The following is a 16,732-nucleotide window of genomic DNA, read 5'->3' as shown; positions in this document are numbered from 1 at the left end:
TTCTTCTTTTTTCTTACTGCAGGATTGCGGAACGCTTACATTTCTTGTGTATTCAATCAGGCTGTGCTAGAATTTTAACGACTTCTAGAATTGAGTGTTGAGGGGGCAGCAGCATTGAACGAAATCAATCATGAAAAAATTAAACAGGCAGTAACGATGATCCTGGAAGCTATCGGTGAGGATCCTTCCAGAGAAGGTCTGCAGGATACACCGAAGCGAGTGGCGAAAATGTATGCAGAAGTATTTGAAGGACTCAACCAGGACCCAAAAGAACACTTCGCAACCGTATTCGGGGAAGATCATGAGGAACTTGTCCTCGTTAAAGATATCCCATTCTATTCTATGTGTGAGCATCACCTCGTTCCTTTCTTTGGTACAGCCCATATTGGATACATTCCGAGCGGGGGAAAAGTCACAGGTTTGAGTAAACTTGCAAGAGCAGTAGAAGCTGTATGCAGAAGACCTCAGCTTCAGGAAAGAATTACATCCACGGTTGCTGACAGTATTGTAGAAACGCTGGAGCCGCTTGGTGTAATGGTTGTTGTTGAAGCAGAGCATATGTGTATGACTATGCGAGGAGTGAAAAAACCAGGTTCCAAAACCATTACCTCGGCTGTTAGAGGTATCCTTGCAGAAGACCCTGCATCCCGCTCTGAAGTTCTCTCATTAATTAAAAACTAGTATAGTTTTTAAGCGGCCGTTCAGCCCGCCTGAAATGGCGGGGGGGTGCCGGTGGGTATTTATCCCGGCGTATCCCGAGGGTACTGATATACATAATTTCTGTTTTGTAAGGACTAGGAAGGAGGAGGTAGCCATGCCTGAACCTACTGAGTATATTGTTATAAAAGCCCGCGAAAACGGAGTTAATGTTATCGGTTTAACGCGGGGCTCGGACACCAGGTTTCATCATTCTGAGAAGCTGGATAAAAATGAAGTGATGATTGCCCAATTCACCGAGCATACGTCTGCCATCAAGGTAAGAGGAAAAGCGACAATTCAGACCGGACACGGTGAAATGAATACTGACGATGAATAAAAGCGGGCCAGCCACCTGCTTTTCTTTTGTTTACAAACCAATTGAGGTACCAATCGCTTATCTGAATATCGTAATTGTGGTATACTAAGTAGTAGCGTTTATGTACTGATCTTAATGCTGGGGGACTTTGAATGACAACGTCTATGGATCATATCAATGAAGACATAAAAAACATAAAGGCGGATTTCTATGAAGTCATTCATCATCCATACTTCCGCCGTTACTTATCAGATCCGGTCATTGACCACGATCAGGTAGTCCTTTTATATTACCTGCTTCAAAAGAATGGTCATAAGTACAGATACATAAAAAACTGTGTTCTTTCCTCTGTACTGGTGCAGACGGCTCTGGCTGTCCACGATACGGTTGAAAACAACCAGTGGGACTCCGAACTTGAAAAGAAAAGCAGGCAGCTCACTGTCCTTTCAGGAGATTATTTCAGCAGTCTTTACTATTATTTTCTGGCAAAAATTTCTGACAAAGGACTTATCCGTGTTTTCAGCAGATCGATACAGGAAATCAATGAAATTAAAATGTCCGTTTATTGTAATGGGGCAGAGAGTGCTCACAGCAAACGGGCTTTCGTTGATTACCGCCTTATCGACTCCCTTCTGATCCGCAATATTGCCCGCTTTACCGGGCAGGAGAACTGGATTAAGCCTCTCGATGAGTTTTTCTATCTGAAGAGACTTGTAAGAGAGCACCGGTGTATTCTGGAAGGCAGGCAGGAAAGGGGTACAAAAGGAATGCTTCTTACAGATGTCGCTGTGATGGAGCCTGATTATCTCTACCAAAAAGAAATCGAAGGAACACGTTTGAAGTTAGCTTCCTTTTCCTATGAATGGCCTCCCTTCAAGCATTATATCCACGACAGAATGAAACAGCTTCTCAATGAACACCCAGTCTATCAGGAATATGTAGCAGAGGAAGGATAGTATGAGTCAATCAAAGGAAGAAAAAGTCCACGAGGTTTTCGAATCTATTTCAGGAAGATACGATCGCATGAATGCGATCATAAGCTTTCAGATGCACCTGGCCTGGAGAAAAGACACGATGAAAAGAATGGCTGTAAAGCCCGGATCCAGTGCCCTGGATGTCTGCTGCGGAACAGCTGACTGGACACTCACAATGGGGGAAGCTGTTGGAGAAAAAGGGCATGTTCACGGTCTTGATTTCAGTCACAACATGCTTTCTGTAGGCAGGGAAAAAGTAGAAAAAAGAGGAATTGAAAATATTACTCTTTTACAGGGAAATGCGATGGAACTCCCGTTTGAAGACGCATCATTTGATTATGTAACCATTGGCTTTGGACTGCGCAACGTGCCTGACTATGATCAGGTTATCAGGGAAATGTACCGGGTAACCAGGCCCGGGGGACTGGTCACTTGTCTTGAAACCTCGCAACCTACTTTCCCTGTTTTTAAACAGCTTTACTGGCTGTATTTCAGGCATGTGATGCCTGTGTTTGGAAAGGTATTTGCAAAAAGCTATGACGAATACGCCTGGCTTCAGGAATCAACACAAACCTTTCCTGATAAAGAATCGTTAAGCAAAATGTTTACTTCCGCAGGTTTTGATAAAGTTTCCTACAAGTCCTACGCTGGCGGAGCAGCTGCCAGTCATTTTGCAGGAAAAAGCTTTTAAAAATGCGCGGCGGTTGTTGAAAGGGTTCAATATATGAAAAAGATAAAAATCATCTTAGAAATGATCAAGTTTGAACATACGGTATTTGCGCTGCCTTTTGCATTTTTAGGTGCCGTGCTGTCCAGCCTTTTAATTAATGGTCACTGGCCCACACTGGAACAGTGGATCTGGATTACACTGGCCATGGTCGGTGCCAGAAGTGCGGCAATGAGTCTTAACAGGCTCATTGATGCAAAAATTGATGCGGCCAACCCGAGAACAAAAGACAGAGCAATCCCTGCAGGACTCCTGTCCAGGATGGAAACAGGGTTATTCATTGCGATATCATTCCTCGTACTCATTTTTTCAGCCTTCCAGCTCAATATGCTGGCTGTTTATTTGCTGCCGCTAGCAGTATTTTTTCTTGTTATCTATTCTTATACAAAACGTTTTACTTATCTTTGTCATGTGATTTTAGGGATTACGATTGGTATTGCCCCTCTGGGAGGCTGGGTTGGCGCAACAGGAACACTCACTTGGGAAGCGATTCTGTTATTTCTGGCAGTAGCCTTATGGACAGCCGGATTTGACGTAATTTACGCTACACAGGACGCTGATTATGACAGAGAAGTGGGCCTGCACTCCATACCAAGCCGCTTCGGGATAAAAAAAGCGTTAATTATTGCAAAGGGATTCCACGTATTCAGCTTCATTGCCATGGCTGCACTCTTTTTTGCCACACCGCTCGGCTGGTTTTATCTGCTGGGGGTTATTGCAGCAGGCGGAATTATGGTTTATGAACACTCTATTGTCAGTGCCGATGATTTGTCCAGAGTAGGCGTAGCCTTTTTTACAATGAATGGAGTCATCAGCATCATACTCCTTTTCTTTACGATTGGAGACCTGCTTATATGAAAATGACCAAACGGATTTTTACAGTTGGAATTACAGGAGCAAGCGGAGCCGTTTACGGTGTCCGGTTTGTCAATACACTTTTAAGGGCCGGTCACCGGGTACACTTGATTGTCAGCCAGGCAGGCTGGCAGGTGTTTTATCATGAACTCAATGAGGACACCTCAGACCGGAATGCCTGTCTTGAACGTTTGTTTGAAACCGATAGAGATCTGCACATCCATTCACTGCAGGATTTTTCTGCACCGATTGCAAGCGGTTCCTATCAAAATGATGGAATGATTATCATTCCCTGCTCAATGGGAACTCTCGCTAAAATTGCCCAGGGTATCTCAAGCAATCTCCTGGAACGAACAGCAGATGTGATGCTAAAAGAGCGGCGTCCTCTTGTGATTGTGCCGAGAGAAACACCGCTTCATTCTATTCATCTCGGTAATATGAAGACCATTGGGGATATGGGAGGAACAATCGTTCCTGCAATGCCGGGTTTTTATCATCAGCCGAAGACGATGGATGATTTGATTAATTTTGTAGTAGGGAAGGTCCTGGATCAGCTTCAGGTAGAGCATGATTTATTCACACGCTGGGGGGATTAACAGATGGGGTTGGTAGTAGGGGAAATTTCGTATACGAATATACAGCCGATTTTTTATTATATTAACCGTCAGGAACTTTTAAAACGAGGATGTTCATTCGTACCCCAGGTACCTTCTGAGCTGAACCGGGCTATGAAGGAAGGCTCGATTGATATCGGAGGGATTTCCTCTTTTGCTTACGCTGAGAATAAAGAACAGTATCAGCTTCTTCCTGACCTGTCTGTTTCCTCTCCTAAAAGCGTTGGATCCATCTTCCTGTTTTCAAAGGTACCTCTACTTGAACTTGACGGTAAAGTGGTGGCGCTTACTTCAAGCTCTGCTACATCAGTTAACCTTCTTAAGATCATTCTGGGCAGGTTTTACGAACTGGAAGTTGAATATGTAACCATGAAACCGGGGTTTGAAGAAATGATGGCAAGTCATGATGCCTGCCTTCTCATCGGGGACGATGCCATTCAGACTTACTGGTCGCAGACAGATGATATTTACCGGTATGATCTCGGTCAGTTATGGTATGAGCAGACCGGGTACCCGATGACATATGCGGTTGTTGCAGTACGAAAAGATGCGGTTTTAAACCAGGAAATTCTTGTCCGTGATTTGTATGAACAAATGGTTAAGAGTAAGTTACACTCCAAGGAAAACGAATATGATGAAATGATCCGATCCATCCAGTACGAAATGGGCGGTAAAAAGGAATTCTGGCAGCGTTACTTTGCGGGACTGAACCATGATCTGACGAAGAGGCATATTGAAGGATTACTTCAATATTACAAGTATGCGCATGAGATGGGATTGCTCAAAAGACCTGTCAGAAATTTAGCATTGTGGCAGGGTGCAAAGCACCGGCAATCCGTTTAAGGCAGGTGAAAGAGATGAAACTGACTGAAATTTACTGGCATTTACGAAGTGATATATCCATGATTGAAAAAGAGCTGGAGCAAAATATCGGCGCAAAGCATCCTGTATTAAAAAAGGCTTCCACACACCTTTTAAAAGCAGGCGGGAAAAGGATCCGTCCTGTTTTTGTGCTTTTGGCAGGGCAATTCGGGAACTACAGTGTAAAAGAAATCAAAAATGTGGCAGTTCCCCTTGAACTCATTCATATGGCATCACTTGTTCATGATGATGTAATTGATAATGCTGAACTCCGAAGGGGAGAAAAAACAATTAAATCAAAATGGGACAACCGTGTAGCGATGTATACCGGGGATTTTATGTTTGCCCGGGCTGTTGAACTGGCTGCCGAGAGTAAACAGCCTGAAGTTCATGATATTATCTCTGATGCCATGGTGGAAATGTGTATCGGTGAAGTGGAGCAGATTCAGGACCAGTATAACTGGGACCAGAATTTAAGAACGTACTTAAGGCGGATTAAACGGAAAACCGCCCTCCTGATTGCCGTAAGCTGTGAGCTCGGAGCAGTGGCAGGAGATACGGATTCTGAAACAAGAAGAAAGCTTTCCTTGTTCGGACATTATGTGGGAATGGCGTTTCAGATCACAGATGACATCCTCGACTTTGTAGGAACTGAAAAAGAACTCGGCAAGCCTGCGGGCAGCGACCTTAAGCAGGGAAATGTTACTCTTCCCGCACTCTGTGCCATGAATAAAGATCCTGAACTGAAAGTGAAAATCTCTTCAACGATAAAGGAAAATGACTTAGGCGGTACGGAGATTAAATCAATTATCGAAGCCATTAAAGATACAGGTGCCATTACCTGTGCAAAACAGTTCTCCGACCGTTATTTGCAAAAAGCAAGAGAGACCCTTCAGGATCTGCCTGATATTCATGCAAAAACAGCGCTTTTACAGATTGCAGACTACATAGGAAAACGGAAGTTTTAAATAAGGATGACTCAGAAGATCCCCTTCTTTTGAGGCATCCTTTTTACTTATTCTTAATAGCGGGCACCACTGCGGAAAGCGGAGGGCATTCCTGCTTCAGCTGAATAAAAACTACAATAATCTATGGAAAGAAGGTAATTCAGGAGTGCGGAGTGAGGCAATTTTTTACCTTCAGCATCGACTAAAACGCTGTTTTGAAAACGATTACAAAAAACAGTTGTGAAACGTGTGAAAATTTGCTATACTCAAACAGGTTTGAGATTTCTACATACATAAACGTTGGAGGTATGAACATGGAGCGCACTTTTTTGATGGTAAAACCAGACGGAGTACAACGTAATCTGACAGGGGAAATTGTTTCGCGTTTTGAAAAGAAAGGCTTTACTTTGGCAGGAGCAAAAGTGTTAGCGATTTCAAAAGACCTCGCTGAAACTCATTACGGTGAGCATAAAGAACGCCCATTCTTTGGGGATCTTGTTGATTTTATTACATCAGGCCCTGTCTTCGCAATGGTTTGGGAAGGGGAAAACGTTATTGATGAAGCCCGGAAGATGATGGGAAAAACAAATCCTTCTGAGGCAGCGCCTGGAACAATCCGTGGTGACTTTGGTGTTCAGGTATCAATGAACGTTATTCACGGCTCTGACTCAGAAGAAAGCGCTAAAAGAGAAATCGAGCTTTTCTTCCAGAAAGATGAACTTGTAACATACGAAAAAACAATTAATAAATGGGTTTAACTAAATTCATAAGGCAGACCGGCTTTTCAAAAGCCGGTCTGCTTTTTTTTGTAATAATCGCTGAGAACGGACCGGGAGAACGTTATAATATAAAATAGAAAGAATTCTTTGCATTAGGAGAAATGTTGACGATGTTAAAAGATGACTACCAGATGTTCACAGTAATGATCAAAGATAAAACCGGCATTGACCTGAATCAGTACAAAGAAGCCCAGATGAAAAGAAGACTACTCTCGTTAAGAGAAAAAAGGGGCTTTGCTACTTTCTCGGATTACGGCAAAGAAATGGGGCTTCAAAACGACCTGTTTGAAGAATTCCTGGACAGAATGACGATTAATGTATCAGAGTTTTACCGTAATCCTGAGAGATGGGATGTATTAAAAAATAAAATACTCCCTGTTATCAAGGAAAAGAAAAACGTGTTAAAGATTTGGAGTGCAGCCTGTTCCACAGGAGAAGAGCCATACACCCTTTCCATGATGATGAAAGAAACACGCACGAAAGCCCGGATTACAGCAACCGACATTGATGACACAATATTAAAAAGAGCAAAAAGAGGTGCCTACCCTGAAAGGTCACTTAAGGAGCTTCCTCTTGAGTGGAAAGACAGGTATTTTCAAAAAGACGGGCCGGGATATGAAATCGACCAAAAAGTAAAAACTGCCGTTTCATTTAATAAACATAACCTGTTAAAAGATGCCTATCCTAAAGAAATGGATCTTATCGTCTGCAGAAATGTCCTCATTTATTTCACAGAAGAGGCCAAGCAGTCCATATATCAAAGACTGGCTGATTCATTGGTATCCGGCGGGATATTGTTTGTGGGCAGTACGGAACAGATCTTTAACCCTTCAGAATACGGTTTTGAAGCAGAAGATACATTTTTCTATCGAAAACAATGAGTTCTTAATACGTTGACTGATTTTATTCTGGATTACCGGCGTCACCGCTGAAATGAGCGGAAATTAACACTCATTTTTATCAGAACTTATCGGAAAGTTTGAGAAATCTGAATCTGCATGTTGAAATTTTTGTGCGTTTGATCCACAATGGAAAATAAGATTTAAAATAGTTTAGTACATAAAAGCATTAAAGGAGTGTCGCCTGATGAGATTTTTAACAGCCGGGGAATCCCATGGTCCCCAACTAACGGCAATTATTGAAGGTGTCCCAAGTCATCTTCCCCTTACTGCAGAAGATATTAACCGTCATCTTCAGAGAAGACAGAAAGGTCACGGAAGAGGGCGGCGAATGCAAATTGAGAAAGATCAGGTACAAATCAAAAGCGGTGTAAGGCACGGTAAAACAACCGGTGCTCCGATTACCCTCGTTGTAGAAAATAACGATTGGAAGCATTGGACGAAAATTATGGGTGCCGAACCGATTACAGAAGATGAAGAAAAAGAAATGAAGCGGATCATTACACGCCCCCGCCCGGGACATGCAGATTTAAACGGAGCGATTAAATATGAACATCGGGACATGAGAAATGTACTCGAGCGCTCTTCCGCCCGGGAGACAACGATTCGTGTGGCAGTAGGAGCCGTAGCCCAAAAGCTGTTAAGTGAGTTCGGTGTCAACATTGCCGGACACGTCCGTGAAATCGGGGGAATTGTAAGTGAACAGTCTTCTGACGGACTAACTGTTGAAGATATCCTTCAGCGCACGGAAGAATCCCCTGTACGCTGCCTTGACAAAAATGCTGAGAAGAAAATGATGGATGCGATTGGTGAAGCAAAGAAGAACGGCGACTCTATAGGCGGTGTCGTGGAAGTTGTAGCTGAAGGCCTTCCATCGGGTCTTGGTTCACACGTACATTACGACAATAAACTCGATGCAAAAATTGCACAGGGTGTTATGAGCATCAATGCTTTTAAAGGTGTGGAAATCGGACTTGGGTTTGAAGCAGCAAGAAAGCCCGGAAGTGAAGTTCATGATGAAATCGCCTATGACGAAGCGAAGGGGTACTACCGTCTGTCAAACCGCCTTGGAGGATTTGAAGGTGGCATGACAACAGGCATGCCTGTCGTTGTAAAAGGGGTAATGAAGCCCATCCCGACTCTCTATAAACCACTTAAAAGTGTGGACATTGATACGAAAGAACCTTTTGAAGCAAGCATTGAACGGTCTGACAGCTGTGCTGTGCCGGCTGCTGCGGTTGTCTGTGAGCATGCGGTGAGCTTTGAATTGGCAAGAGCTTTCCTTGATAAGTTCGGTTCAGATACGATGAATGACATTAAAGGAGCATTGGAAGCGTACCAGAAAAAAGCGAGGGAATTTTAGATGAGTCCCGAATTCACAGTACGTGCTTCGTCCCATACTTACCCGGTTATCATCGAACCCGGCTGCCGGCATAAACTGTATGAAAAAATCAATCACAGTTACTCACAGTATTTCATTATTACAGATACGAATGTGAGTCCACTGTACCTCGAAGAAGTTAAACGATCGTTTAAAAAAACGGCTGTAGTATATACAATCCCAGCCGGTGAAGGATCAAAAAGCCTTGAGCAATTTGAGAAAATCTGTTCTTTCGCCCTGGATCACGGAATTGACAGAAATTCCGTGATTATTGCATTAGGCGGCGGTGTCGTAGGTGATATTGCAGGTTTTTCAGCTGCTTCGTATATGAGAGGGATAGATTTTATCCAGGTCCCGACGACACTTCTTGCCCATGACAGCAGTGTAGGCGGCAAGACGGGTATAAATCTTCCGGGTGGGAAAAACATGATCGGAGCATTTCATGCACCAAAGGCGGTCATGTTTGATCCGGAAGTGTTTCATACTCTCCCTGAAAGGGAGTGGCGTTCAGGTCTTGCAGAAGTCATTAAGCACGGACTGATTTATGATTATTCCCTTTATTCATGGGTTTGTGAAAATGTAAGTGCCAGACAAGTACCGGACACTTCAAAACTTGTTTATCTTCTTGAACGTTCTGTAAAAGTAAAAAGAGCAATTGTAGAAAGTGATGAAAAAGAAAAAGGCATTCGTGCATTTTTAAACTTTGGACACACCCTCGGTCATGCGATTGAAGCCGAAGCCGGCTACGGATCATGGACTCACGGGGAAGCTGTTGCGATGGGGATGGCCTTTGCCCTCAAGGTAAGCGAAGAAGTCTTTCAAACATCACTTGATTCAGGAAAAATAATCAATCAGCTTGAACAGCTTGGCTATCATACATCACTGCCGGAAAACATGAATACGGACCGGTTGATTGACAGAATGAAAAGAGATAAAAAAGGGATTAACGGCCAGATCCGGTTCGTATTACTTGAAGCACCAGAGAGACCGAAACTTGTGTCTGTAGAAGAAGGGATGCTTCGAAATTTAATTCAAATTGGAGGGGTAAAATGATACGTGGGATCAGAGGAGCTGCGACAGTGGAAGATAATGCAGCAGAAGAAATTCTTTCAGCTACAAAGTCGCTCATATCTGAAATAATCGAAAAAAATAAGGTACATCCAGAAGAGATCAGTCATATATGGATAACTGTAAGTCCTGATTTAAACGCAACTTTTCCGGCAAGAGCTTTGAGAGACCTTGAAGGCTTTGACCGTGTTCCGGTAATGTGTGCCCAGGAGATCCCCGTAGACGGTGCCCTCGAGCGTTGCATCCGGATGATGGTCACAGCTGAAACGAGTCTGTCCCAGGCGGCGGTTCAGCACGTATATTCAGGAGAAGCCGTCCGTCTGAGGCCTGATCTTGTTCAGAAATCCTGAACGTTGACAAACAGGCGGAACCGCGCTAACATATCACATAAGTTAGTTTTAGATGAGATGAGAGAGTAAGCAGCTTTACAAGAGAGCTTTTGCCAAAAATGAAACAACGTTACAAAGAAGAGACGAGAAGAGAAACAGCAGAGAAGAGATGAGTTGGAGCAGAGGAGAGCAGAGGGTAACGTACTGTCATAAGGACAGGTTTATTTGCGTACGTTAAACACTCACCACCTGCTGGGATTCCGGCAGGTGTTTTTAAAATACAAATCAGAACATACGTTCTTGAACTCCCCCTTTGCTTCAATCATTCTGCTTACCAGACCAGAGGTGAGAAAAATGATTGAAACAAGTAATCCATCCTTTCGTTCACAAGCAGACGAGTATAAAACAGTTCCTGTTACTGCCCGTTTTGTGTGTGACACAATAACCCCAATACAATTGTTTGAAACGTTTAATGAAGATGCAGCTTATCTTCTTGAAAGCCGCGATCCATTATCATTATGGAGTGAATACTCCTTTATCGGTCTCGATCCGTTTTTATATCTGGAAGAAAAGGAAAATACGTTTCTTCTCAGGGACAAAAAAGGACAGGTCGAATCCCGTTACAAAGACTTTATCAGTGCCTGGGACGATGCCCTGGTGAAACTCCATGTTTCCCCCCGTCTTCCTGATCTCCCGTTTCCAGGAGGCGCAGTAGGCTCGTTTTCTTTTGAAGCCATGAGTATGAATGAAACAAAAATTAAAAGAGGAGAGGAACCGGTAGCTTCCTTTGTTTTTTGCAGAACGATACTCGCCTTTCACCATCAGAAAGAAGAAATAAGCGTAATTCACTTTCAGGAGGCAGGTGCAGATAAAGATGAGAGCTACGATGAAGCTGTGAAAAAAATCAAAGCTGTTACTGAGAAAATCTCCCTATCGTCAAATAGTGAAAAGCGACTGTTTGATCATACTCAAGGGGATACAGAGTCCCTTTTTGAAGGGGTAAAATCCAATATTTCAAAACAGGATTTTTTGAAAAATGTGGATCGGGTTAAAGCTTACATTGAAAGCGGCGATGCGTTTCAGGTCGTCCTTTCACAACGGTTTGAAGTGGATACAGAACTTGAAGGGATTGAGCTGTACCGTGTTTTAAGAAAACTCAACCCTTCGCCTTATATGTTTTACATCCGTACATTCAATGAAGAATTAATCGGGAGCTCACCAGAGAGGCTTGTAAAAATTGAACGTGATAAAACCATCGATATTCATCCGATAGCCGGCACGAGAAAACGAGGAACAACGAAAAAAGAAGATGATCAGCTGGCAGCGGAACTTCTGGCTGACGAAAAAGAAAGAGCGGAACATTTCATGCTCGTCGATCTTGCAAGGAACGATCTCGGAAGAGTCTGTAAGTACGGATCGATAGTGACAAAAGAGCTTATGACCGTTACCCGTTTTACAAAAGTGATGCACCTGATTTCAAAAGTGGAAGGAACGCTCCGTGAAGATGTCCACCCGGTAGAAGCGGTCTTAAGGGCACATCCGGCGGGTACAGTCAGCGGTGCTCCAAAAATCAGGGCAACTGAAATTATTCAGGAGCTGGAAACAAGCCTCAGAGGGAATTACGCCGGAACTGTTGCCTACCTGAGCTTTAACGGAACCATTGATTCGTGTATAGCGATCAGAACCATACGCTTAAAAGAGCAAAAAGCATATGTTCAGGCGGGTGCAGGCGTTGTTTATGACTCCGTACCGGAGCTTGAATGGGAAGAAACCCGCAATAAGGCAAGTGCACTGATTTCAGCGATCAAACAAGCGAAGGAAAGCTTTCAAAGGGAGGAGACGAAGAGATGAGACAGTACATCGAACGCATTTTTGAGCATAGAACGTTGAGCGAGGAAGAGGCGTATGACGTAATGACGATGATGATGACAGGTGAGATGAGTGATGAACAGGTAAGTGCTGTCTTATCCATTCTCAGGTACAGAGGAGAAACGGTAGAAGAAATGACCGGTTTCGCAAGAGCGATGCGGGATAAAAGCATTAAAATTGAACACAGTAAACACCCTCTCATTGATACATGCGGTACCGGGGGAGACGGAACGAATACATTCAATATTTCAACAGCAGTGGCTATTTTACTTTCAGGAGCAGGGGTTCCCGTGGCCAAACACGGAAACCGCAGTGTTTCATCGAAAACCGGAAGTGCTGATGTATTAGAAGCACTTGGTGTTCCCGTGCAATCGACAAAAGAGGAAGCAGAAGGAATGCTTGATGCTCTGGATTTATGCTTTATGTTTGCCCCCGTGTATCATTCGTCGATGAAACATGTTGCTAAAGCAAGGAAATCTCTCGGAGTAAAAACGATCTTTAACCTCCTTGGCCCCCTTACAAATCCTGCAGGTACGAAGCAACAGCTGATCGGAGTGTATGATCAGAGAGTCGCCCGTCAAATGGCTTTAACGGCAAAAAATCTCGGAGTTGAAAAAGCCTTGTTTGTAACCGGGTCTGACGGTCTGGACGAATTGACAATTACGGGTGAGAGTATGATTACTGAATTAAATGAAGGTAAGATCACGACGTACACGATCACACCGGAAGACGCAGGAGTCCGGTCAGGCTGTCTCTCTGATATTCAGGTATCCACGAAAGAAGACAGCGCAAAAATCATTTACGATGTTTTAAGAGGCCTTGGAAATGAAAGTGCCAGAAACATCGTTTTACTCAATGCAGGTGCCGCTCTTTATACAGCAGGCATCGCTGAAACGATCCGTGAAGGGACTGACCAGGCGAGAACGTATCTGAACAGAGGAAATGGCTTTACCCAGCTCACCCGCCTGAATGAACCGAAAAGGAGTGCGATGGCATGATACTGGACAGAATTGTTGAAAGAAAAAAACAGGAAGTGGAAGCGTTGAGTCACATTACTGTTCAAAGAAGGCCTGACCGCTCCTTTCTTGAAGCTCTAAAAAAACCGAAAAGAAAAGGTGCAGTCATTGCCGAGGTGAAAAAGGCAAGTCCATCAAAAGGTGTATTTACCGAACAGTTTGATCCCGTTGACATTGCCAGGTCCTATGAGGAAGCCGGAGCGGATGCTCTTTCTGTTCTTACAGACCGTGACTTTTTCCAGGGGGATCCGGCTTACATCAGAAAAATAAAAGAAGCCGTCAGTCTTCCTGTACTGCGAAAAGATTTTTTGATCGATAAAAAACAGATTGACGAATCAGTGGAGCTTGGAGCTGACGCTGTATTATTGATTGCAGCGATTCTGACGCCGGAAACACTCGGACACTTTTTCCGGTATGCGAAATCTCTTGGTCTGGATGTTCTGGTTGAGGTGCACAGTAAAGAAGAACTCGAAGCTGTAATCAATGAATGTGAACCCGACCTTCTTGGCATAAACAACCGAAATTTAAAGACGTTTGAAACGAGCCTGATTAAGACGAAAGAGGTTGCTGCATCCGTCCCGGATGGTTCTCTGTTGATCAGTGAAAGCGGCATTCATACGAGTGAAGATGCAGCACAGGTACTGTCATACGGCGCCAGGGGAATGCTCATCGGAGAATCATTAATGCTGGCCATTGATAAAAGAGAAAAACTGAATGATTTGTTTAAAGGAGCTGCAAAAGGTGAAGCTTAAATTCTGCGGCATATCAAACAAAGAAGATTTCCGCCTTGCTGCGAAGTCAAAAGCCGATTATATAGGCGTGATCTTCGCAAAAAGCAAGCGCCGGGTTTCAGCTGAAGATGTGGCATCCTGGATAGGCAGTACCAAGTTAAAGAAGGGACAAAAAGTATCAGGCGTCTTTGTAAATGCCTCTGCTGAGGAAATAATCAAAACTGTTCATGAGTCAGGTATTGATGTTGTCCAGTGTCACGGAACAGAAACGCCGGAACTGCTGAAAGAAGTCAAATTCAAAACCGGTGTACACGTGTTTAAAACGATTCATCACAGCGAAGGATCAGAAAAACTGATAAGCAGGTACGCACAAGCTGCAGATGGGTTCGTTATTGATACAAAGGTTTCCGGAGCCTGGGGCGGCACAGGAACATCCTTTGACTGGAAGGCAGTTCCCGTATATATGAAAGAAGCAATGAAGTACCATAAAGAATGTCTTATTGCAGGCGGAGTGGTACCGGAGAACGTTTGCGAACTTATGAAGCGTGAACCAGGGGGCGTTGATGTCAGCTCCGGAATCGAGACAAACGGAAGAAAGGATGAGCGTAAAATGGCACAGATGGAAGCTCAAGTCAAAGGCACATATACATTTCCGGATGAATTCGGCCGCTTCGGGGACTTTGGCGGAAAGTATGTACCTGAAACGTTAATGAATGCTCTTGAAGAATTAGAAGAGGCATATAGTGAAATCAAAAATGATGATGAGTTTTTTGAGGCGCTTCATCAAGAATGGAAAACGTTCAGCGGAAGACCGACAGCTCTGACCTATGCCGAGAATCTGACCAAAAAGCTGGGAGGGGCGAAGATTTATTTAAAACGGGAGGATCTAAACCATACAGGAGCACACAAAATTAACAACGCCATTGCCCAGGCACTTCTTGCCAAACGTATGGGGAAAACAAAGATCATCGCCGAAACAGGGGCCGGCCAGCACGGAGTGGCCACTGCTACTGCCGCTGCCCGGTTTGGCCTTACCTGTAAAGTATTTATGGGAAAAGAAGACATGAGGCGTCAGGAACTGAATGTGTTCAGAATGGAACTTCTCGGAGCTGAAGTTATTGAAGTGACAAGCGGAAGCCAGACGTTAAAAGATGCAACGAATGAAGCGATCCGCCACTGGGTTACCCATGTTGAAGACACTTATTACCTGATCGGTTCAGCTGTAGGTCCTCACCCGTATCCTATGATGGTCAGAGACTTTCAAAGCGTGATTGGACGTGAAAGCAAACAGCAGATGAATGAGCTTACAGGCAGGCTTCCAGATGAAATTGTCGCCTGTGTCGGCGGGGGGAGCAACGCCATCGGTATGTTTCACCCTTTTATTAACGATTATGTATCTCTCACCGGGGTTGAAGCGGCAGGGAAAGGAACGGAAACAAATGCCCATGCTGCTACCCTTACCAAAGGAACACGGGGCGTTCTCCATGGTTCTCTTTCCTACCTCCTGCAGGATGAGGGCGGGAACATTACCGAGCCCTATTCCATTTCAGCAGGTCTTGACTATCCGGGAATCGGACCGGAGCATGCGCATCATAAAGATACGGGCCGGGTCAGCTATGTTGCTGTCACCGATAAAGAAGCAATGGGTGCACTTAAGCTGCTGAGCGAGACGGAAGGGATCCTTCCTGCCATAGAGTCGGCTCATGCATTAGCCTCTGTTGTGAAGCAGGCACCTGTCCTGGGGCCTGATAAAACGATACTTGTTTGCCTGTCAGGGCGGGGAGACAAAGATGTTCACACGATTAAATCCTATGCAGAAGGGGGCACGGGTTCACATGACACAGCTGACTGACCTGAAATTCAAAGAGAAAAAGAACTTGTTTATTCCTTATATTATGTCTGGAGATCCTTCTCCGGAAGCAACTGTTGATGTGGCACTTACCCTTCAGGAAGCAGGAGCAGATGTGATTGAGTGGGGCGTTCCCTACAGTGACCCTCTGGCAGACGGACCGGTTATCGAACAAGCTGCCAATCGTGCGCTGGAAAAAGGGATGAATATCATCAGGGCGATTGAATTGGTAAAAGAGGCAAGGAATCGGGGACTCACGGTCCCGGTCGTATTATTCACTTACGTTAATCCCGTCCTGCGGGTGGGGGAAAAGGATCTTGTGAACAAATTAGGAGAAGCTGGAATTGACGGGTTGCTCATTCCTGATCTTCCTATGGAAGAGAGCGGCTCTTTACGGTCTTTGACTAAAGAGAAAGGCATTGCCCTTATCTCACTTATTGCCCCAACGTCGAAAAAAAGAGTAGTAGCTATAGCCAGACAAAGCGAAGGCTTTTTGTATCTCGTATCTTCATTGGGAGTTACAGGAACGAGAGACTCCTTCGAATCTGACCTGACCGGACTGGTTGAAAACGTCAAAAAGGTTACAGATACTCCTGTGGCTGTAGGATTTGGCATCTCAAAAAGAGAGCACGTAAAGAAGTTTCATACTATTGCCGATGGCGCTGTGGTGGGCAGTGCTATCGTAAGGTTCCTCAATGAAAGAAAGGACCAGTTAACAGGGCCTGAAAAAGAAAAAGCACTCCGTGAGTTAAAAGGATTTGTAGAAGAGCTCATTTCGTAATAACATAGAAAGATAGAATAATGGGATGGAGTGATAA

General features: G+C 44.3%; 18 protein-coding genes. All 18 read left to right on the top strand.

Translation table 11 applies throughout. The annotated features are described in order from the left end of the window. The first annotated feature begins 114 nt into the window (after positions 1 to 114). Positions 115 to 681 carry a GTP cyclohydrolase I FolE gene (folE, locus tag JSY36_RS02725; RefSeq protein ID WP_205165125.1) on the top strand — a complete coding sequence of 189 codons (567 nt, stop codon included), beginning with the start codon at positions 115 to 117 and terminating at the stop codon, positions 679 to 681. Positions 682 to 814: 133 nt separating this feature from the next. Further along, positions 815 to 1,036: a trp RNA-binding attenuation protein MtrB gene (gene mtrB, locus JSY36_RS02720; protein WP_122896660.1), complete on the top strand. Its 222-nt coding sequence runs from the start codon at positions 815 to 817 to the stop codon at positions 1,034 to 1,036. Between the two features lie 131 nt (positions 1,037 to 1,167). Beyond that, positions 1,168 to 1,971, top strand: a complete 804-nt coding sequence (locus JSY36_RS02715; protein ID WP_205165124.1) for a heptaprenyl diphosphate synthase component 1 — start codon at positions 1,168 to 1,170, stop codon at positions 1,969 to 1,971. 1 nt (position 1,972) lies between these two features. Then, positions 1,973 to 2,680: a demethylmenaquinone methyltransferase gene (locus JSY36_RS02710; RefSeq protein WP_205165123.1), complete on the top strand. Its 708-nt coding sequence runs from the start codon at positions 1,973 to 1,975 to the stop codon at positions 2,678 to 2,680. Positions 2,681 to 2,713: 33 nt separating this feature from the next. Further along, positions 2,714 to 3,574 (top strand): UbiA-like polyprenyltransferase, encoded by an 861-nt coding sequence (locus tag JSY36_RS02705; RefSeq protein ID WP_122896663.1) that lies wholly within the window; start codon positions 2,714 to 2,716, stop codon positions 3,572 to 3,574. 2 nt (positions 3,575 to 3,576) lie between these two features. Continuing rightward, positions 3,577 to 4,167, top strand: a complete 591-nt coding sequence (locus JSY36_RS02700; protein WP_122898514.1) for a UbiX family flavin prenyltransferase — start codon at positions 3,577 to 3,579, stop codon at positions 4,165 to 4,167. 3 nt (positions 4,168 to 4,170) lie between these two features. Then, positions 4,171 to 5,028, top strand: a complete 858-nt coding sequence (locus JSY36_RS02695) for a menaquinone biosynthesis protein (RefSeq protein ID WP_122896664.1) — start codon at positions 4,171 to 4,173, stop codon at positions 5,026 to 5,028. 14 nt (positions 5,029 to 5,042) lie between these two features. Further along, positions 5,043 to 6,014: a heptaprenyl diphosphate synthase component II gene (gene hepT / locus JSY36_RS02690; protein WP_122896665.1), complete on the top strand. Its 972-nt coding sequence runs from the start codon at positions 5,043 to 5,045 to the stop codon at positions 6,012 to 6,014. Positions 6,015 to 6,307: 293 nt separating this feature from the next. Then, positions 6,308 to 6,751 (top strand): nucleoside-diphosphate kinase, encoded by a 444-nt coding sequence (gene ndk / locus JSY36_RS02685; RefSeq protein WP_205165122.1) that lies wholly within the window; start codon positions 6,308 to 6,310, stop codon positions 6,749 to 6,751. Between the two features lie 131 nt (positions 6,752 to 6,882). After that, complete coding sequence (locus tag JSY36_RS02680) at positions 6,883 to 7,653, top strand: CheR family methyltransferase (protein ID WP_205165121.1); 771 nt, start codon at positions 6,883 to 6,885, stop codon at positions 7,651 to 7,653. A gap of 205 nt (positions 7,654 to 7,858) precedes the next feature. After that, entirely contained in the window at positions 7,859 to 9,034 is a 1,176-nt protein-coding gene (gene aroC / locus JSY36_RS02675; protein WP_205165120.1) for a chorismate synthase, read from the top strand. Further along, positions 9,035 to 10,105, top strand: a complete 1,071-nt coding sequence (aroB, locus tag JSY36_RS02670; RefSeq protein WP_205165119.1) for a 3-dehydroquinate synthase — start codon at positions 9,035 to 9,037, stop codon at positions 10,103 to 10,105. After that, positions 10,102 to 10,470, top strand: coding sequence for a chorismate mutase (gene aroH / locus JSY36_RS02665; RefSeq protein ID WP_122896669.1), 369 nt, complete (start codon positions 10,102 to 10,104; stop codon positions 10,468 to 10,470). Before aroB ends, aroH begins: the two co-directional genes overlap by 4 nt. A 333-nt stretch (positions 10,471 to 10,803) precedes the next feature. Continuing rightward, positions 10,804 to 12,300: an anthranilate synthase component I family protein gene (locus JSY36_RS02660; protein ID WP_205165118.1), complete on the top strand. Its 1,497-nt coding sequence runs from the start codon at positions 10,804 to 10,806 to the stop codon at positions 12,298 to 12,300. Next, a complete protein-coding gene (gene trpD, locus JSY36_RS02655; protein WP_205165117.1) occupies positions 12,297 to 13,316 on the top strand; it encodes an anthranilate phosphoribosyltransferase in 1,020 nt (339 codons plus the stop codon). Before JSY36_RS02660 ends, trpD begins: the two co-directional genes overlap by 4 nt. Continuing rightward, entirely contained in the window at positions 13,313 to 14,086 is a 774-nt protein-coding gene (gene trpC / locus JSY36_RS02650; protein WP_236784402.1) for an indole-3-glycerol phosphate synthase TrpC, read from the top strand. Before trpD ends, trpC begins: the two co-directional genes overlap by 4 nt. Beyond that, a complete protein-coding gene (gene trpB / locus JSY36_RS02645) occupies positions 14,076 to 15,917 on the top strand; it encodes a tryptophan synthase subunit beta (protein ID WP_336511427.1) in 1,842 nt (613 codons plus the stop codon). Before trpC ends, trpB begins: the two co-directional genes overlap by 11 nt. Beyond that, positions 15,901 to 16,695, top strand: a complete 795-nt coding sequence (gene trpA, locus JSY36_RS02640) for a tryptophan synthase subunit alpha (protein ID WP_205165115.1) — start codon at positions 15,901 to 15,903, stop codon at positions 16,693 to 16,695. The genes trpB and trpA overlap by 17 nt, the downstream gene beginning before the upstream one ends. Positions 16,696 to 16,732 lie beyond the last annotated feature (37 nt).

This window comes from Alteribacter salitolerans, assembly GCF_016901055.1.
GTDB lineage: Bacteria > Bacillota > Bacilli > Bacillales > Salisediminibacteriaceae > Alteribacter > Alteribacter keqinensis.
This window is presented reverse-complemented; position numbering and strand designations above follow the sequence as displayed.